The 17871-nt window shown below is 62.9% G+C and carries 16 protein-coding genes; 4 read left to right on the top strand and 12 right to left on the bottom strand.

From position 1 onward, the window contains the following. Nucleotides 1–13 precede the first annotated feature (13 nt). Both NKH43_RS01005 and NKH43_RS01000 read right to left on the bottom strand, forming a co-directional pair. Nucleotides 14–610, bottom strand: a complete 597-nt coding sequence (locus NKH43_RS01005) for a histidine phosphatase family protein (RefSeq protein WP_023716620.1) — start codon at nt 608–610, stop codon at nt 14–16. Then, complete coding sequence (locus NKH43_RS01000) at nt 607–1710, bottom strand: inositol-3-phosphate synthase (protein ID WP_023716621.1); 1104 nt, start codon at nt 1708–1710, stop codon at nt 607–609. The genes NKH43_RS01005 and NKH43_RS01000 overlap by 4 nt, the downstream gene beginning before the upstream one ends. Nucleotides 1711–1869: 159 nt before the next feature. Between NKH43_RS01000 and NKH43_RS00995 the strand changes: the two genes are divergently transcribed. Beyond that, nucleotides 1870–3702, top strand: a complete 1833-nt coding sequence (locus NKH43_RS00995; protein ID WP_352856161.1) for a hypothetical protein — start codon at nt 1870–1872, stop codon at nt 3700–3702. A 251-nt stretch (nt 3703–3953) separates the two neighbouring features. On the opposite strand, the gene NKH43_RS00990 is transcribed toward NKH43_RS00995, so the two are convergent. From NKH43_RS00990 to NKH43_RS00955, 8 genes are read right to left on the bottom strand one after another with little or no spacing between them, the layout of a single operon-like run. After that, entirely contained in the window at nt 3954–5000 is a 1047-nt protein-coding gene (locus NKH43_RS00990; RefSeq protein ID WP_352493912.1) for a UDP-glucuronic acid decarboxylase family protein, read from the bottom strand. A 23-nt stretch (nt 5001–5023) separates the two neighbouring features. Then, nucleotides 5024–6133 carry a CgeB family protein gene (locus NKH43_RS00985; protein ID WP_023716624.1) on the bottom strand — a complete coding sequence of 370 codons (1110 nt, stop codon included), beginning with the start codon at nt 6131–6133 and terminating at the stop codon, nt 5024–5026. After that, on the bottom strand, nt 6130–7224 hold the full coding sequence (locus NKH43_RS00980) for a CgeB family protein (protein ID WP_352715879.1): 1095 nt from the start codon (nt 7222–7224) through the stop codon (nt 6130–6132). Before NKH43_RS00980 ends, NKH43_RS00985 begins: the two co-directional genes overlap by 4 nt. Next, nucleotides 7221–8351 carry a CgeB family protein gene (locus NKH43_RS00975; protein ID WP_023716626.1) on the bottom strand — a complete coding sequence of 377 codons (1131 nt, stop codon included), beginning with the start codon at nt 8349–8351 and terminating at the stop codon, nt 7221–7223. The genes NKH43_RS00980 and NKH43_RS00975 overlap by 4 nt, the downstream gene beginning before the upstream one ends. 2 nt (nt 8352–8353) lie before the next feature. Next, entirely contained in the window at nt 8354–9454 is a 1101-nt protein-coding gene (locus tag NKH43_RS00970) for a glycosyltransferase family 4 protein (protein ID WP_352482804.1), read from the bottom strand. Next, entirely contained in the window at nt 9439–10731 is a 1293-nt protein-coding gene (locus NKH43_RS00965; RefSeq protein ID WP_352482803.1) for a TIGR04295 family B12-binding domain-containing radical SAM protein, read from the bottom strand. The genes NKH43_RS00970 and NKH43_RS00965 overlap by 16 nt, the downstream gene beginning before the upstream one ends. Further along, nucleotides 10728–11807, bottom strand: a complete 1080-nt coding sequence (locus NKH43_RS00960; protein WP_352482802.1) for an NAD-dependent epimerase/dehydratase family protein — start codon at nt 11805–11807, stop codon at nt 10728–10730. Before NKH43_RS00960 ends, NKH43_RS00965 begins: the two co-directional genes overlap by 4 nt. Beyond that, nucleotides 11804–12910 (bottom strand): NAD-dependent epimerase/dehydratase family protein, encoded by a 1107-nt coding sequence (locus NKH43_RS00955; protein WP_352856157.1) that lies wholly within the window; start codon nt 12908–12910, stop codon nt 11804–11806. Before NKH43_RS00955 ends, NKH43_RS00960 begins: the two co-directional genes overlap by 4 nt. 238 nt (nt 12911–13148) lie before the next feature. Between NKH43_RS00955 and NKH43_RS00950 the strand changes: the two genes are divergently transcribed. Further along, nucleotides 13149–13421: a hypothetical protein gene (locus tag NKH43_RS00950; RefSeq protein ID WP_023716631.1), complete on the top strand. Its 273-nt coding sequence runs from the start codon at nt 13149–13151 to the stop codon at nt 13419–13421. Between the two features lie 29 nt (nt 13422–13450). Here NKH43_RS00950 and NKH43_RS00945 read toward each other — a convergent pair whose 3' ends face one another. Together NKH43_RS00945 and NKH43_RS00940 are read right to left on the bottom strand one after the other, a co-directional pair. Beyond that, nucleotides 13451–14047 (bottom strand): response regulator, encoded by a 597-nt coding sequence (locus NKH43_RS00945; RefSeq protein WP_352493914.1) that lies wholly within the window; start codon nt 14045–14047, stop codon nt 13451–13453. 1 nt (nt 14048) lies between these two features. Beyond that, entirely contained in the window at nt 14049–14246 is a 198-nt protein-coding gene (locus tag NKH43_RS00940; protein ID WP_352493915.1) for a hypothetical protein, read from the bottom strand. A 148-nt stretch (nt 14247–14394) separates the two neighbouring features. Here NKH43_RS00940 and NKH43_RS00935 point away from each other — a divergent pair, with 148 nt between their 5' ends. Together NKH43_RS00935 and NKH43_RS00930 are read left to right on the top strand one after the other, a co-directional pair. After that, nucleotides 14395–17499: a CheR family methyltransferase gene (locus tag NKH43_RS00935; protein WP_352856154.1), complete on the top strand. Its 3105-nt coding sequence runs from the start codon at nt 14395–14397 to the stop codon at nt 17497–17499. Next, entirely contained in the window at nt 17496–17855 is a 360-nt protein-coding gene (locus NKH43_RS00930) for a response regulator (protein WP_352493917.1), read from the top strand. Before NKH43_RS00935 ends, NKH43_RS00930 begins: the two co-directional genes overlap by 4 nt. Nucleotides 17856–17871 lie beyond the last annotated feature (16 nt).

Genomic DNA, 17871 nt, shown 5'->3' with positions numbered 1-17871 from the left:
CGGCAATTCCTCGTCAGGCAGCTTCGTTGAGTCTGATCAGCTTCGACCCCCAGTCTCCCCAAACAACCGTGGTGATCGATGCTGGGTCGATATCGAAACGAAAGCAGTTCCCCAGCGACAGGCCGAGCACTTTGCACACGGCGGCCTTGATGACGTCGGCATGGCTGACCAGTGCAACGCACTGGTTCTGGTATGTTCCGCGGACCTGCTCGATCAGCGACACGACGCGTTGCTGCACGTCCAGCATGGTCTCGCCGCTCGGTGTTCTCGCCTGCTGGCGCTGGTCGTTCCACACCCGCCAGTCGGCATCCTGGTTCAGTTCCTCGAAGGTCTTTCCCGACCAGGTGCCGAAGTCGATCTCATCGAGTTCCTCGCGGATCACGATTTCACCGGCATTGCAGGCGAGCGCAATCGGATTGGCCGTCTCCTGCGTGCGTTCGCGCGGGCTACAAAAGATTGCCGCTATCGCCTCGCGTGCCATACGGTCAGCCAGATGCGAGGCCTGTGCCCTGCCGGCTTCGCCGAGGCAAACGCCCGCCATCCGTCCGGCAAGATAACAGCCGACATTGTCATGCGCGGCGTGGCGGACCAGAAAGAACGTCGTCGTCATTCCGCGGCATCGAGCATCGGCTCGTCCTTACCGGCGATGAAAGAGAGCGTGCGCTGGCGGGCTTCCGCGTCGGTGAACTGCTCGGGCGGCGATTTCATGAAATAGCTGCAGGGACCGGTCAGCGCGCCTGCGATGCCGCGGTCGAGCGCCAGCTTGGCGCAACGCACCGCATCGATCACGACCCCGGCCGAGTTGGGCGAATCCCACACTTCCAGCTTGAGCTCGGCATTCAGCGGCACACCGCCGAAGGTCGTGCCTTCGACCCGGATATAGGCCCACTTGCGGTCGGTCAGCCACGGCACGTGGTCGCTCGGCCCGACGTGAATGTTGCCGGGCTCCAAGGGAACATCGATCTGGCTGGTGACGGATTGCGTCTTTGAGATCTTCTTCGATTCCAGCCGCTCGCGCTCCAGCATGTTGAGGAAATCGGTGTTGCCGCCGAAATTGAGCTGGTAGGTGCGATCGATACGCACGCCGCGCTCACGAAACAGGTTGGCAAGCAGACGATGTACGATCGTCGCACCGACCTGGCTCTTGATGTCGTCGCCGATCAGCGGCAGGCCGTGTTGCTCGAAGCGGCGGCGCCACTCCGGCCGCGAGGCGATGAAGACTGGTATGCAGTTGACGAAGGCGCAGCCCGCATCGAGCGCGCACTCGGCATAAAAGTGCGTTGCCTCCTCCGAGCCGACTGGCAGATAGGACACCAGGATTTCGGCGCCGCTGTCGGCGAGGATCTTGCCGACATTGGCGACCGGCTCGTCGGCCTCCTCAATCTCGTCGCGCAGATATTTGCCGATGCCGTCCAGCGTCGGTCCGCGTTCGACGCGAGCGCCGGTAGGCGCTACATTGGCAAAGCGGAAAGTATTGTTCGGCGCGCTGTAGATCGCGTCTGCCACATCGCGTCCGACCTTGCCCTTGGCGACGTCGAATGCGCAGACCACTTCAATGTCCTTGACATGGTAGCCGCCAAGATCGGCGTGCATCAGCCCGGGTATGGGCTCATTGCTCCTTGCGTCGCGGTAATAGGTGATGCCCTGAACAAGGGAGGAAGCGCAGTTGCCGACGCCGACTATACCGATTCGAACTTTCTTCGATCCCACGAAACCGCTGCCTATGCTGTTGAAGGTAAGTTCTTCGTGCCAAACCGCCTTCCTCCCGGATTGTTCCTTGCCGGCTGCAAAAATCGTGCAACCGATAGTGGATCAAAGTAGCGCCCGCCGAGTTGTGCAGCGAGGGGTGAGGCCAACCAGGACGGGACAATGATCGTCTATGGCGACCACAAGCAAATGCAGAGCGCGCAACTTGTTCGCGGCTCAGCGTGCAAAGCGGCCGAGCACATTGCGGACATGCCAAGTGGGATCGAGCGCCACGCAGCCCTGGTCGGCCTGTTCATCAGGGCCTCGGAACTGGTCCAGGGCCTTGCCGATGCTGAATTCGAGGCCAACGGCACGGACCGGAATTCCCCACAGCGGATCGCGGGCGCAAATCTCCTGGTCGGCTTGGCCCGGCACGTGGGTAGATCGTGGGAGGCCGGGTTCACGATCGATGGCCCGGTCGAGGCAGACGTGCCGCGAATTTTGGCCGAACTCGAATGCGATGGCGACATCCTGACCGGCTCGGCTGAGGGCTACGCCCATTACGCGCTTTATCCGGAGAGCTATTTCGTCGCCGCGCGGCAGTCGGGTCTCGATGCGAACACATGCGTAATCGGCATCCGCAGCATCGGCCTGGGGCTTGCAGCGATGGTGGCTGCAGCCATCGGCGTGCCAGCACCCGTCAGCGTCCGTCCGACCGGCCACCCGTTTCGCAGGCGGCTTGCCGCCGATCCGGAGCTGATCGGTGGCTGGATGACGAAGCCGTCGGCCCGCTTTGCAATCGTCGACGAAGGCCCGGGCCTGTCCGGCAGTTCGTTCCACGCCGTGGTCGCATGGCTGCAAGGGCTAGGCATCGATGCCGGGCGCATCCATCTGTTCCCAAGCCATTTGGGTGGCCCGGGTCCCGAGGCTTCGGCGGACAGTCGCGAGGCATGGAGGGTTTGCCAAAAACACACCGCGGATTTCGAACGCACTTTCCCCGCTGGATCCGCTGTCCCGACGTTGCGGAATTGGGTAGCCCGGACCATCGGCAGCACAGCGGCCAGCCTGGCGGAAACATCCGGCGGAGAGTGGCGTCGCTTGCACTATCACTCGCAGGATCATTGGCCACCCGTTCACCGCGGCTTCGAGCGGCGAAAGTTCCTCGCTTCTGCGGGCCGGGAAAAATGGTCGGTCAAGTTCGTCGGGCTCGGCGAAATCGGAATGCACAAGGCCGGGACTGCCGGGAGGCTACATGATGCAGGCTTTGGCCCGGAAGTCGCCGGGCTGTGCCATGGCTTTCTCGTCGAACGCTGGATCGACGGTACAACGCTGGACCGGGCAAGGCTTTCGAAAGAAAAAGTGGTCGCTCATCTCGCGCGCTATCTGGCCTGGCGCGCAGCCAATCTGCCCGCCTCCGAGCCGGGCGCCTCGCTGGAGGCGCTTGCCGACATGGCCGTGCGGAATACAAGTGAGGCGCTGGGCGAGCGCCGCGCGGCGGAGCTGCAGAACTGGTTCTCGAACCAGGCTCCACCCAAGAATATGCAGCGGGTCGAGATCGACGGGCGGCTTCATCCGTGGGAGTTCATCCTTTCGCGCGGCGGAACGCTGATCAAGACGGACGCCCTCGACCATTGCCGGTCGCACGATCTGGTCGGCTGTCAGGACATCGCCTGGGACATTGCCGGCGCCCGCGTCGAATACAGCCTCTCGGACGCGGCGACTGCGGCGCTTTGCAAGGTTGTGGAAGCGAGAGCTTCCCGTCCCGTCGATGCCAATCTGGTCCACTACTACGAGCCCTGCTATCTCGCCTTCCAGCTTGGCTTGTGGAGCATGGCTTTACGATCTGGCGATGATCGGGAACAGATCCGGCTGGCGGCCGCGGCAAGACGTTATACGGCGATGTTGCTTCGGTTCCTGGATACCCAAGGGCACCTGCGGCCCTTCGAGCAGGATCAGTCCAGCCGGCGAAGCATATCCGCTTCCTTTTCGAGGATGGCGGCTACCTCTTCCCGCTGAAGATGCGTCAGCATCAGGCTCACGCAACATTCCAGATAGGTGATGGAGGCGCGCCGCAGGAAGGCAGCCGTCTCCCTTGCGGCCATTTGCTCGATGTCTTTGGCGGATCGCTTTGGATGCACAAATCGTCTCCATGCCGGTACCCTGGCCGAACCGCAAGCTGGACGGGTTGTTCCCGCGACGAGAAAAAGTGACCGACGATCGGCGCGAAACGACCGTGATCTCCGAGGGGAACGTGGCAAATACTGCCGTCAGGCCGGCAGATTTTGCAGCCGGCCTGATGCAGAATGCACGCTGGTGGCAATTCGCCGTGTTCTGTCGACCGTCTGCGTCGTCTCAAGCTCGGTAAAATAGCTGACTGTATGCATCAAACCTTGCCTGAGCGGCACTTTTGGCGACCAGCCGAGAAGCTTCTTTGCACGGGAAATGTCGGGTTGCCGACGACGAGGATCGTCTTGCGGCAGCGGCAGGAATTTCAAGGCCGATCCGGTTCTGGTCATGCGCCTCACCAGGCCCGCCAACTGCAGGATGGTGAACTCCCCCGGATTGCCCAGATTGACCGGCTGGCGCGGGCTGGGATTGACCTCCATCAACCGGATCAAGCCGTCGACCAGATCGGAAACATAGCAGAACGACCTGGTCTGCAGCCCGTCGCCGAATATCGTCAGCGGCCGTCTCTCGAGTGCCTGCACGATCAGATTGGAAACAATCCGTCCGTCCGCAGGGTCCATCCTGGGACCATAAGTGTTGAAGATGCGCGCGACACGGATATCGGCTTTTCCCATTCTCAAATAGTCGAAACACAGGGTTTCGGCGGTGCGCTTGCCTTCGTCATAGCAGGCGCGGGGGCCGATGCAGTTCACGTGGCCGACATAGTCCTCCTTTTGCGGATGCTGTTCTGGATCGCCATACACTTCGCTGGTGGACGCCTGCAGGAAACGGGCGCCGTTGCGGGCGGCGAGCTCCAGCAGATTGAGCGTCCCGATGACGCAAGTCCGCGTCGTGTGGACCGGGTCGGCCTGATAGCGTGGTGGCGAGGCCGCGCACGCCATGTTGAAAATGCGGTCCACAGGTTCGCCAAGCTCCAAGGGCCGGCAAATGTCTTGCTTGATCAGCCGAAAATCCGGACGATCGGCGATCGATGCAATGTTCTCCATGCGGCCGGTAAGGAAGTTGTCGACGCAGATCACGCGCCAGCCGGCCTGGAGCAATGTCTCGCAAAGATGCGAACCGAGGAAGCCTGCGCCGCCGGCGACAAGCACGGTCCTGGTCCGTTCCGCCTTTCTTGATAGCTGCATCTCTATTTTCTCCCGTCTGCGGGTCATGCTGCACTCTCGACATCCAGATCGAGAGCAGAACGTGGCGATTTGGCCCGCGCCAGCAGCGAAACGAATTCGCGGGCTCTCGCGGTGCTTGTGTGGGCTGCCAGGACGAGCGCGCGCGCTTGCCTGGCCATGGCAAGCCGGGCACCGTCGGATTCCCCAGACAGGATGCCGATCACGTCCTCGGTCCTGCGCGCCGTGTGGATTGTCCGCTCCGGAAACAGGCTGTCCAATCCGGTCCAGCAGTCGCTGATGATCGCGGTGCCGCAGGCGGCTGCCTCGAAGAGGCGCACGCTGGGCGACCATCCGGCCGCGATCATGGAACTGCGCGTGACGTTCAACGTGTAGCGTTGGCGGCTATAGAAGACTGCGTGATCTGCCGGTGGCAGGTGTTCGATGCGATCGACATTGTCCGGCCAGGCAATTTCGCGCGGATATTGCGAGCCGGCCACGACGAAGCGGCGCTCCGGCATGCGACGCGCCGGCTCGAACAGCAGCGCCTCCAGCGTCGCCTGGCGGTCGGGGCTGTAGGTGCCGAGATAGCCGAGATCCCAGCGCATTGGATCACCGGTTCCGTGATGCCGTTCCGGGTCGACGCAGCAGTAGAGCGGCTCGGCCCGCCTTGCGCCGAATTCAGCCGTCAGACGGGCAAGCGTCGGTCCGCCGGTGAACGAGAAATAGACATCGAAATACGGGACCTGCCGCCTGGCAATGTACTCGCAATCATCGGTTGAAAGTTTCACCAGCGTAACCGGCGTGTCGATGTCGTAAAAGCAGAACTGACCCGTGCACAGCGACGCCACGACCTCAATGATTTCAGGGCCTTCCGGAACGAAGGAGCCGACGACCACGATATCGGCCTCGCGCAGGCAGCGCGCAAAATTGCGGCGAAGATCATCGGTCGTTTCATAGTAGCGCAAGGCGCAGAAATCGGGATCGCGCAGATCCCGGTGACTTGCGTACCACGGCACGTCGCGTTCGAGGAAGGTGATGCGGTGGCCGAGCTCGTGGAGACCTTTAAGCAGCCCCCGAAAGGTGGTGGCGTGGCCGTTTCCCCAGGATGAGGAGAGCGACAGGCCAAGAAAGACGATGTCGAGTGGCTTTGTCATTCCGCAGCCTCCACGGTCGGGCGCTCGAAATGGCGCCTGAAAATGGCGTCGGCCAAAACGGCCCGTGTCGTATAGGTATGTTCGCCAAGCACACGCCGAAGCGCAGATGCCCCGATCGCCTTGGCCCGTTCGGCGCTAAGGCTTTGCATGATCTCGGCGACATCGTCGCCATCGCGCGCGACCAGGATTTCCTCGCCGGGTTTCAGGAACAGGTCTACACCGAGCCAGTCGTCGGTGATGAGGCATGCGCCGGCACCCGCCGCCTCGAAGACGCGCGTCGCAGGTGAAAAGCCATTGGCCGCCATGCTGTCGCGGCTGATGTTCAGCACCGCCTTGGCCGTGACGTTCAATGCATTGTGGTCGCGCGTGCCGACATGGCCGAGCCATCGGACATTGGCGGGCATCTGCTTGTCGCCCCAGCCCGATCCGCCGAGCAGGAAGCGCTGATCGGCCAGGCGGCTGGCCGGATCGAGGAAGAAAGCCTCGACGCGTGCCTCGCGGTCCGGCAGCCGATTGCCGAGAAAGGCGAGATCGCAGGCAAAGCGCCTATCCTTGCCGACCGGATGATGCGTTTCCGGATCGAGCGCATTGTAGATCGGCACGCATTCGGCGGCCCCCATGGCCCGATAGGCCCAGACCACGGGATCGCCGCCGCCATAGGTCAGCACCAGGTCGATTTCCTGCAGCGCCCGATGCAGCGGATGATCCGGCTCGTCGCGCAACTGGCCAAGCGTCGCCGGCGCATCGACATCCCAAAATACGGTCAGCGCATCGGCACGGGCGTGATCGAGCACCGCCCGCAACAGCGCGTCGTCTTCGAAACCGACGCCACTCGCCTTGACGACGATGTCCGCCTCGGCCGCCCGCGCCGCCACCTGCATGAGCGCATGCGGGGCGGCCTCGTAGACGACGACGGCACACCAGTCCGGCGCCTCGATATCGCGATTCTTCTGGCGATCGTAGACGTCCGGCTCGTAGAAGGTGATGTCATAGCCCAGCCTGGCCAGGGCCTTGAGCAGTCCGCGGTAATAGGTGGCCGCGCCGTTCCAATAGGACGACAGCAGGCTCGACCCGTAAAATGCGATCTTCATTCGGCGGCCTCCGTTGCAAGGATCGTGTCGGCGGCTTGGCGGCGCCCGCATTCGGCGAGCACGCCGAACAATTCATCCGCCCGGTGCCGGCATGTGTGCCGTGAGCGGATCGTCTCGAGGCCCGATGTCGCCAGAGATGCGGCGAGATCCGCGTCACGCAGCACGGTGCGAAGATGATGCCGCATCTCGAAGCCGGTGTTTGCAAACAGGAAATCGGTGCCGGGCCTGAACAGACGTTCGACATCGGACCACGGTGCCGAAACAAGTGGGATGCCGCAGGCGAGTGCCTCGAACATGCGGATGGTCGGGATGCCGGGCAGGCTTTCGCGATATGGACGCCGCGGGATGTGAACCGTGATGCGGTTCGCCGCGAATGCCTTCGGCACGTCGGCATTGGCGATCCAGCCTTCGTACCGCAGGCCGGCGGCGGCGAGGTCGGCGAGCGCCTCGCGTGGATAGCGGACGCCGTGGACAGTGCCGCTCAGGCCAAGTTCATGCACCGGATCGACCAGGAACTCCCTGATTTCGGTGCTGCGCTCGTCGTCGCCCCAATTGCCGATCCAGATCAGGTCGGCGCTACGGTCGATTTCAGGATGGGGCTGGAACAGATGGTCATCGGCTGCCTCGTGCCAGGTGAAGACCCGCCTGCCCCATCCGGCGCGAAGATAGCTCTCCCGCAGCGCCTCGCCGAAGGCGAGCACGCCATCATAATGTTCAAGCTGCAAGGCGGAAATCGCTTGCGTGGCCGAGATGGCGCGATGGTGCGTGTCGTGAAACAGCAGCGTGAAACGGCCGCCAATTGCTTTCGCCCTGCCCAGCCGCGCGACAAGGTCCGGCGCGGTCCACTCGTGCACGATCACCACATCGGCATCGGAGATCCAGGCTTCGTGGTCGAAGGCGGCGTCATAGGTGACCGTCATCAACTCCGGAAAATCTTTCCGGAATCGCTCGATCGCGAAGGACCCTTTCTCGGCCAGCAGGTTCGACCGGCTCCAGCCGTCGGCGGGCTCCAGCGCAATCGCCTGGTGCCCACGCGCGACCAGCTCGCGCATGATGCCGCGCAGGAAATGTGCGTTGCCGTGGTTCCAGTCGGAAACGATCGAATGGGTGTAGAATAAAAACCGCATAATCAACTATCCGCCATGGTGGCCAGGGCCGCCTTGTCGTAGACGCCGCGCATGGCGGTCGCCTGTCTTGCCAATGAAAATCTGCGGCTTCGGCGGGCGGCTGCCTCACCGAGTTCTCGCCGGCGCTGCGTGTCGCTGCAAAGACCATTGATGCATCTGGCGAGATCGCCCGGATCGCGCGCGTCGTAGAACATGGCCGCCCCGTCCCACAATTCGCGGTAGGTCGAGATATCGGCAAGCACCAAAGGCGTCGCCGACATTGCGGCTTCCAGCGTGGCCAGGCCGAACGGTTCGTAGAGCGACGGCGATACGAAAATGCCGGCCCGCGCCATCAGCGAGCGCACTTCCTCGTGTGGTACCGGCCCGACGGGAACGGCGTGGCTGAAGCCAACATGCTGGCCGTCCGGCCCTTGCAGCGAACCGGCGACGAAGACCGGCCATTGCGTTAGGGAGGCGGCCTGGTCAAGCACCGCCGCGTTCTTTCCTTCATCCCACCAGCGCGCGGCGGCGAAAACCACCGATTCCCGCCTTTCGCCCTTCGCGCCCGGCCGTGCGCCGTTGCCGACGACGCTCAGCCGCGCGATCGGCCCGTAGCAGGTTTCGAGCATGTCGGCATGGCTGCGGCTCGGTGCAACGACCATGCCTGCTTTGTCGAAACCGCGCCGGTTACGGTCCTTTTGCCAGGCCCACTCGCCGTCCGCCGCCTGTCCCTTGACGGCGTGGAACCATGTCACGACGCAGGAATGCGATACCGCAACGATGGGGCAGGGCACGTCGAGCGCCGCCGCCTGCGTCGGCGCATTGAGATGGACGACGTCGACAGCGTAGTCACGTATGAGTGGGCGCAGCTCCTGCTGCAATGTGTCGAGAACGTGCTCGCTGCGGGTCATCCAGTCCGGCGGCGTGTTGAGCCATGTCAGCGCCGCGAAAGACTGGGCCTCCTCGGCCTGCTGCCTGGACGGTTCCGGACCAAGCCCGGCAAGCACGACGCTGTCGCCGCCGGCGACCAGTTGCCCGGCCAGATCGAGCGTATAGCGCCAGACGCCACCGACGGCATCGACGGTCATCAGTATGCGACGCGGCGGGCTCAGTGTCCGCAACATGTGGCCTCCAATTCGGCCAGCGGACGCGGCCGCTTCTCCTGGATGTCGCTGAACGTTCGGAAGGATGCGAGGTAATGTTCATGCGCGCGCTCCCAGGCGAGGTCGTCGGGCTCGCCCCAAAGTTCGCGGTAGCTCGGCGAACTCGGATAAGGATAGAGCGGCACCGGTTCGTTGGCCCAAACGCCGTTGTCGATCAGGTGCTTTCGCCAATAATCGACGAGCGCGGGATCGTCCTCGACCACGCCGATCAGATTGGCCTGCACGAACGGCACGTGGCGCCTTGCGTCGACCAGCAGCGCGGCCAGCTCCTCGGTGCCCAAACGGCAGCGTTTTGCCAGCATGGCGCGGCCTTCCACAGTCAGGCTTTCGAGGCCCGCCTCGATCGAGACGCAGCCGGCGGCACCGAGCAGCTTCAGCAATTCCGGCTTCCAGAGGTCGATACGGGTCTGCACGCCGAACTTCACATCGCGATCGACCAGCGCCTCCAGCAATGCCTTTTGCGGCAGGAAGATCTCGTCGATGAAGTAGATGTAGCCGACACCCTGTGCGATCAGCCGGTCGATCTCGGCGATCACTGCTTCGTGGTTCCGGCGGCGATAGGCATCGCGGAAATCGATCTTGGCGCAGAAACTGCAATTATACGGGCAGCCGCGCGACGCCTCGACCTCCGCGCCAAAACCGACCTGGTTGTCGTCGAAGCGGTGATGGTGGTGCGAATGCGCGGCAATCCAGTCCGATGGCCATTCGAGCGGCGGGTGATCGATGAACGAGCTCGCATGCACGCCGCCGTTCGAGACCAGTTCTCCATCCTCGAAATGGGCGGTGGACGGCACCGCAGTCCAGTCGTCGCGCCGGGCAAGTTCCGCGACCACTTCCTCGCATTCGCCGCGCACGACAATGTTGACGCCAAGCTTGCGCAAAGTCGGCGTCGGCGTCGCCGAGCCATGCGGCCCGACTGCGACGGTGCGACCGCCGCGCCCGGCAAGATGATTGAGGAAATCGGCCGGCACGCGCAACTCGGGCGGTGCGCAGCGCCAGAACAGGTAGGTCGGCGCGGTGCTGACGACGGTTATGTCAGGCTCGAATGCGGCGGCGCGATCGGCGAGCGCGGCGTTGTCGAGCTTCTGGATCTGCCCGTCCAGCATCAGCACCTCGTGGCCGGCAGCTTCGAGCAGCGCTTTCGAATAGCCGAGTTCGAGCGGCAGATGCGGCTGGCGGCAGCCGAAATAGATGCTGTCCTGGTAGGTCCAGGACGGATTGACCAGGGCGACCTTCATGCCACGTACCTCGCCGGTTCGGGATGCGGGTCGAGGCGATGACGCTGCAGCCAGTCGGCGAGGTCGCGGATGCCGTTTTGCCACGAGACGTGCGCTTTCCACCCCAGCGCCGCCTCGATCGCGCGCGTGTCGGCGACGAAGAACGGTTGGTCACCGGTGCGTTCGCGGTCATAACGAATCGGAACGTCCCGTTTCGTTATGTCGCGGATCTCCTTCAGCAGCATGCGCAGGCTGACAGCGTTTTCCGGTCCGCCGCCGAGATTGAATGCCTGGCCCTTGACCGCCTCGATCCGGTCCAGCACAGCGCGATAAGCCGCGACCGCGTCGGCAACATGCAGGATGTCGCGCACCTGCTTGCCATCGCCATAGATGGTGATCGGCCGGTCGGAGAACGCGCTAAGCAGGAAATGGGCGACCCAGCCCTGATCCTCCGTCCCGAATTGGCGCGGTCCATAAATGCAGCTCATGCGCAGCACCGCGGTCGGCAGATCGTATGACTTGGCGTAGTCGAGGACATACTGGTCCGCCGCGCCCTTGGAGCAGCCATAGGGCGTGCAGAAATCGAGGCCGCGCGTCTCGTCGACGCCGTGCACACGGATGCCCGCATCGCAAGGCGCGTAGTTGCCGTCCTCTTCGCGCATGGCGAGGTCGGCGAGGCGGCCATAGACCTTGTTGGTGCTGGCGAAAACGACGGGGATGCGCTTGCCGCTGCAGCGAGCGGCTTCCAGGACGTTGAACGTGCCGCGCAGGTTGATGTCGAAATCCTCGTCCGGCCGAACCAGGCTCGTGGTGACGGCGGTCTGCGCGGCAAGGTGGAAAACTGCCTTCGAACCTGCGACCAGCGGCGTGAGCGCCTTTGCGTCACGGATATCGGCGATTTCGACGGCGAGGCGGTTGCCGTGCTTTTGCGTCAGCCATTCGAGGTTCTGCTCGACGCCGGGACGGCTCAGATTGTCGATGACCAGCACCGGCTCGCCGTCCGACAACAGGCTGTCGGCGAGGTTCGAGCCGATAAAGCCGCTGCCGCCGATAATGGCGATGGGCGCTTCGCGAAAATTGCGTGAATCCGGTCTCATGACACCAGCCCTCGCACTTCGAGTTCCCGCTTCATCTCGGCGCTGCGATCGATGGCGACGGTGTTGCGCACCCATGCGACGAAATCGCCGAGCGAATGCTCCAGCCGGTGCTGCGGCTGGAAGCCGAGCAGTTCGCGCGCCTTCGAGATATCGGCAAAGCAGTTGCGGATATCGCCGGAGCGTGCCTTGCCGAGGATTTCCGGCTGGCGGCCAGGCACGCCCATGGCTTCGGCGAGCAGCCGGGCGACGTCGCTGACCGCGTAGGCCCGACCGCTGCCGATGTTGATGACGTGGCCGCGCGCCTGGGGCTGTTCCAGAGCCAGGCGGAAGGCGCGGGCAACGTCGCGCACATGCACGAAATCGCGCTGCTGTTCGCCGTCCTCGAAAATCAGCGGCCGCTGGCCATTGGCGATGCGGGAGGCGAAGTTCGCCAGGACGCCGGTATACGGGTTCGAGAGCGCCTGTCCGGCGCCGAAGACATTGAACAGGCGCAGCGCCACCGCGTCGACGCCATAGGCTTCGCCGAAGATCAGTACGGCGCGTTCCTGGGCGTATTTTGTCAGTGCGTAGATCGAGGCTAGATCGACCGGTTTCTGCTCGTCGGTCGGCAGCGGCGACAGGACTTCACCTTCCGGCGACAGGGGATTCCATTGGCCGCTGCGGATGTCGTCCGGCTGCCGTTTTGCATTGTCGATGCGCCGGCCGTCCGGCGTGGCATAGAGACCCTCGCCATAGACACTCATCGATGACGCAACGACGATCCGTTCGATCGGGCGTTTGATCAGCGCCTCCAGCAACGTGGCAGTGCCGAGGTCGTTGGCGCCGACATAACGGGCGATCTCGTACATGGACTGGCCGACGCCCACTTCAGCCGCCAGGTGAATGATCGCGTCGACACCCTCGACCGCCTCTATGATAGCGTCGCGATCGCGAACGTCGCCTTTGATCAGCTTGGCGCCTGCCGGCAGGCTGATTGCCTCGCCGCCATGCACCTGATCCAGCAGCGCATCGAGAATAGAAACCCCATAGCCATGTTCAACGAGTTCCTGGGCGACGTGGCGGCCGATGAAACCGCAGCCTCCCGTGACCAGTATACGTTTCACGACAACTCCTCATACGAATGGCTTTGCCGCCCCAAACTTCCGGGCGAAAGGTTTGTTCCCTTGCTTCAACAAAGTTCAGGAGGCTCGCCGGGGTAGGTTTCAACCAGGCACGGGAACATCGAAGGCTGCTTGGTGTTAGGAGCCATGTTCGACCAACCGCGCGCACATGCCGGGCAGCGATGCATCTGCTGGTTGTGCAACGCGGGGGATCTCGCGGTGGAATCGAAGGGAGATTGCCATGTCTGAATCGAAGACGACCACCGATCATGACGAAATCCGCCGTTGGGCCGAAGACCGCGACGGGCGGCCGGCGGTGGTGCGCACCAAGGGCGAGGGCGGCATATTGCGCATCGACTTCGGCGAGCCTGAAGAGACGTTTGAGCCCGTTGAATGGGACGAGTTCTTCAGGATCTTCGATGAGAACGAACTGGCCTTCCTCTACCAGGATGAGACCAGCGGCGGAAAGACCAGCCGCTTCAACAAATTCGTCGAGCGCAGCCGGAAAAGCTAACATCGTCTAGTTGCCGGCGGCGGCCGTGGTTAGTGCAGCAGGTTTGCTCCACGTGCCTTGACGATGTTTCGCATGATGCCGTTGAGCCAATCCTCTGTCGAGGAACCAGATCGTCTGTTGTCGATTTCGCCGATGGCCTGCTCGAGCGTTCGCTCGACCAGCCGGTCGGAAGCATCCATGTCTCCCAGCAGCAGACGTGCCGCGAGCCGGAGCTTAGGCAGAAGCGAAAATACGTCGTCTGAGGGCTCGGACGCTCGGCCTCCTTTCGATGCCGACGTCTCGGCCGGAAAAAGAGCGTCGAAAACAGCCTGGCCGTCCGAGGACTTTCTGAGGCTGCTGGCATATCGAAGGCGCTCAGGAATAACGATGTCTTCATCGCCGCTGAAAAACACGAACGGCACGCCACGGCGCATCAGTTCGTCCGCTATCGGGAATACCCGTCTTCCGTTGAGATTGACGTCCAGGATCGCAGCTTCCGCCTCCTCCGTGTGTTTCGACGCCTGTTCGACCGTCGCCACGGGGCCAAGTACGACGGCGCCCATCTTGCTGAAATAACGTGCAAGATCGCCCGCCAGCATCCATTCGTCCTCGACGATCAGGATATGCAAGCCTTGCAGGTCGCGCACCTCATTGATCCTTCTTCCTGCGGGTTTTACGGCTGTCGGCGCAGACTTGTTCAAAGTGACGGGCCAGAACCTCTTGCAACCGTTCCGCGAGCGCGAGCAGGCGAGGCGGAATGTTCTCAGACACCGGGAACTTGGTCAGGTCCGGCGAGGGCAACAGGATGCGCTTGGCCGGCTTTATTTCAGGTGGTCGTTTTGCCATTGGAACCGCCTCCAAAGTCAAATGTTAATGCCCACCGACGGTGCTTTGTTCCGTTGGTAGACTATTCGCTGGCCGGAGGCTCGGCGCGGTCTTAGTCTAAGGCCCGATTTGGCGGCTTTGTGTTCGCGGCGGTTGTCAGGGGCGTGGCGTGGCATCCCAGAATGGAAGATTTCCCATTGTCGGTGTCGGCGCATCGGCCGGCGGCATTCCCGCGATGGAGGGCCTGTTCAAAGGACTGACCGGCGGCACCGGCATGGCGTTCGTCGTCGTCACCCATCTCAGCCCGGAGCGGGAAAGCCTGCTGCACGAGGTCATCCGACGTTATACCGAAATGCCGGTCGTCGTGGCCGAGGAGGGCGCAGCGGTCCAACCCGACCAGGTCTATGTGATGCCGCAAAACGTCGTCCTCACCATCCGCAAGGGCGCGCTTTCGCTGCGCAGGCCGAACACGCTCAACCGCGAGCGCAAGCCGATCGACATCTTCTTCAGCGCATTGGCCGAGGACCAGGGCGAGTATGCCGTCGGCATTATCTTGTCGGGTGGTGATTCGGACGGCACGCTCGGCGCCAGGGCAATCAAGGAGCATGGCGGGCTGACCATTGCCCAGGCGTCCAACGGTTCCGCCCCACGCAATCCGGACATGCCGCAGAGCGCGATTTCGAGCGGCCTGATCGACATAGCGGCGCCCGCCGAGCAGATCGGTGCAAAGCTTCAGGCGTTTGCCCGCGGCTTCGATGTGCTGCACGGACTGACCGAGGCGGACGACGAACACAAGGCCGGGATGGATCGGGCCCGCGATGAAATCTACGCCATTTTGCGCAGCCATTCCGGTCACGACTTTTCCGGCTACAAGACCAAGACGTTCCTGCGTCGCGTAAAGCGGCGCATGCAGATCACGCAGCTGCAGTCGATCACCACCTACATAGAACGGCTGAAGAGGGATCCCGACGAGGTGGCGAAGCTGTTTCGCGACCTGCTCATCAACGTCACCAGCTTTTTCCGCGACGCCGAAGCGTTCAAATTGCTGGAGGACAAGATCCTACCGCAGATTTTCGAAGGCAAGAACGCCTCCGATGCGGTGCGTGTCTGGGTACCCGGCTGCGCCACCGGCGAGGAAGTGTTCTCGATCGGCATGCTGATGCGCGAACGTATGGAGAAGCTTTCCGCGCCGCCGCGCGTCCAGATATTCGCGACCGACATCGACGAGCCGGCGCTCGCGGTGGCGCGTGCGGCGCGTTATCCCGAAGCGCTGCTGCACGGGCTTTCGCCACAACGTAGGCAACGCTTTTTCAACAGCGACGGCGCGAGCTACGTGCTTGGCAACGAGGTGCGCGAACTGTGCATCTTTTCGCCGCACAGCATTATCCGCGATCCTCCCTTCTCGCGCATGGATATGATTTCCTGCCGCAACCTGCTGATCTATTTCGGCCCGCAGATCCAGAACCGGGTGATTCCAATCTTCCATTACGCGCTGAGGCCGGGCGGCTATCTGTTCCTCGGCACCTCGGAAAGCGTCGGTCAGCACGGCGACCTTTTTGCCACGGTCGACAAGAAGCATCGGATTTTCCAGGCGCGGGAACATTCCACGCCGCGGCCGCTGGTTCTGATCGGCAATGGCCCCACGGGTGCCCTTCCGGTCGGACGCGGCGGCTCGACGAAGGATGCCGCCAGCCATTCACTACGCCAGGCGATCGAGGCTCAGGTGCTGGAGCGGTTCGCCCCGCCTCACGTTCTGGTCAATGGCGATGGCGACATCGTCTACTATTCGGCGAGGACGGGCAAATATCTGGAAGCACCGCAAGGCGCCCCGAGCCGGCAGTTGCTGACACTGGCCCGCCGCGGGCTGAGACTTGAGCTGCGCGCCGCGTTGCGGGAGGCAGCCACGACGCGCCGCACGGTCGTTCGGGAGAACATAGCGGTCGAAGAAGACGACGGACAGCTCCAGTTCATTACACTGATGGTCGAGCCGTACACGGAACGCGGCAATGGCGAGCCCCTCTACCTCGTCCTGTTCAATCCGGTGGGACAGGCCCAGATCCGCTCCGATCCGGCACGCGAAAGCCGCGGCGCCGAAGATACGACCGATCTCGAACGGGAGTTGCGCGACACGCGCGAGCGGCTGCAGTCGACCATCGAGGAATACGAGACCGCGCTGGAGGAAGTAAAGTCTTCGAACGAGGAACTCGTCTCCGTCAATGAAGAGGCGCAGTCGACCAATGAGGAGCTTGAGGCCTCGAAGGAGGAGATGCAGTCGCTCAACGAAGAGCTCAACACCATCAACGCAGAGCTGACTGGCAAGATAGAGGAACTCGACCGCGCCAACAGCGATCTCAGAAACCTGTTCGAAAGCACGGAAATCGCCACCATCTTCCTCGACCGCAATCTTGTGGTGCGGACCTTCACTCCCGCCGCGTCGTCGTTCTTCAACTTGCGTCCGTCCGATGTCGGCCGACCGCTGACCGATCTTTCGAGCCAGCTCGACTACCCCGAGTTGAAGCGGCACATCCAGGCGGTGTTCGAGACGGGAGAGACCCTGAACCATCACCTTGCGCGCGACGACAAGGGCCGCTTCTACTTGGTTCGCATCAACCCTTACCGGGACAAAGGCGGCAGCATCCAGGGCGTGGTCGTGACCCTGATCGACGTGACGACGCTTGCGCAGGCTGAAGAGCGTCAGCAGGTGCTCATCTCGGAGCTGAACCATCGTGTCAAGAACATGCTGGCGGTCGTCGCCAGCATCACCAACCGGACGCGTGAAAACTCGGCCTCGAAAGACGAGTTCGCCGAAGCCTTGATCGGCCGGCTGCAGGCGATGTCACGAGCCTACAGTCTGCTCTCGCGAGAAAGCTGGACGGAAGCCTCCGTCGAGGAACTGCTGCGCCATGAACTCGATCCCTTTGGGGCCGAACGGTTCGAGCTCGATGGCAAGCGGGTAAGCCTCAAGCCTGTGCAAGGGCTCTCCTTCGGCATGGCAATTCATGAGCTGGCGACGAATGCCGCCAAATATGGCGCACTGTCGAAACCTGCCGGGCGGATAGTTGTCAAATGGTCGGTGGCGGATGGCACCTTCAAGCTCGTCTGGCGCGAGAAGGGCGGCCCCCGCATCAAGGAGCCAACCGACAGCGGCTTCGGCCTTACCCTTCTGCGTGGAGAAATCGGTTACAGGCTGGGCGGAAAAGTTGAAACAAGTTTCCGCTCAAATGGTTTGGAGGTGGAAATTGCATTCCCTCTGACCCGCGAGGGCTCGTCGTGACCGGAAAGGTGCGTGTGCTGATCGTCGAGGATGAATGGCTGATCGCCGACGACGCGGCGGCTTACCTGCGCAAGGCCGGCCATCAGGTGGTTGGGCCGGTTTCGTCGGTGACGGCGGCCCTCCGGCTCGTTGGCGAAGGCGGGATCGACGCGGCGCTATTGGATATCCAGTTGAACGATGAAACCAGTTATCCGGTCGCGGAGGCATTGCGGGGGCGAGGCGTGCCGTTCGCTTTCCTCTCCGGGTATGGCGAACGCGAGATTCCGGCCGGGTTCCGCGCTTGCAGGATCGTGCAGAAGCCGGCGAGCCAGAGTGCGATCCTGAATGCCGTGGATGAACTCGCGCGAGCCGGCTGAGGTCATGATTTGAACC

This window comes from Mesorhizobium sp. M1163 (assembly GCF_040318415.1).
GTDB lineage: Bacteria > Pseudomonadota > Alphaproteobacteria > Rhizobiales > Rhizobiaceae > Mesorhizobium.
The sequence above is the reverse complement of the archived record's forward strand: the minus strand, read 5'-3'. Positions and strand labels throughout refer to the sequence as shown.

Excerpts from the sequence above, each read along its gene's own strand:
- NKH43_RS01005 (WP_023716620.1), bottom strand. The coding sequence starts at position 610 with ATGACGACGACGTTCTTTCTGGTCCGCCACGCCGCGCATGACAATGTC.
- NKH43_RS00995 (WP_352856161.1), top strand. The coding sequence starts at position 1,870 with ATGATCGTCTATGGCGACCACAAGCAAATGCAGAGCGCGCAACTTGTT.
- NKH43_RS00990 (WP_352493912.1), bottom strand. The coding sequence starts at position 5,000 with ATGCAGCTATCAAGAAAGGCGGAACGGACCAGGACCGTGCTTGTCGCC.
- NKH43_RS00985 (WP_023716624.1), bottom strand. The coding sequence starts at position 6,133 with ATGACAAAGCCACTCGACATCGTCTTTCTTGGCCTGTCGCTCTCCTCA.
- NKH43_RS00980 (WP_352715879.1), bottom strand. The coding sequence starts at position 7,224 with ATGAAGATCGCATTTTACGGGTCGAGCCTGCTGTCGTCCTATTGGAAC.
- NKH43_RS00975 (WP_023716626.1), bottom strand. The coding sequence starts at position 8,351 with ATGCGGTTTTTATTCTACACCCATTCGATCGTTTCCGACTGGAACCAC.
- NKH43_RS00970 (WP_352482804.1), bottom strand. The coding sequence starts at position 9,454 with ATGTTGCGGACACTGAGCCCGCCGCGTCGCATACTGATGACCGTCGAT.
- NKH43_RS00965 (WP_352482803.1), bottom strand. The coding sequence starts at position 10,731 with ATGAAGGTCGCCCTGGTCAATCCGTCCTGGACCTACCAGGACAGCATC.
- NKH43_RS00960 (WP_352482802.1), bottom strand. The coding sequence starts at position 11,807 with ATGAGACCGGATTCACGCAATTTTCGCGAAGCGCCCATCGCCATTATC.
- NKH43_RS00950 (WP_023716631.1), top strand. The coding sequence starts at position 13,149 with ATGTCTGAATCGAAGACGACCACCGATCATGACGAAATCCGCCGTTGG.
- NKH43_RS00940 (WP_352493915.1), bottom strand. The coding sequence starts at position 14,246 with ATGGCAAAACGACCACCTGAAATAAAGCCGGCCAAGCGCATCCTGTTG.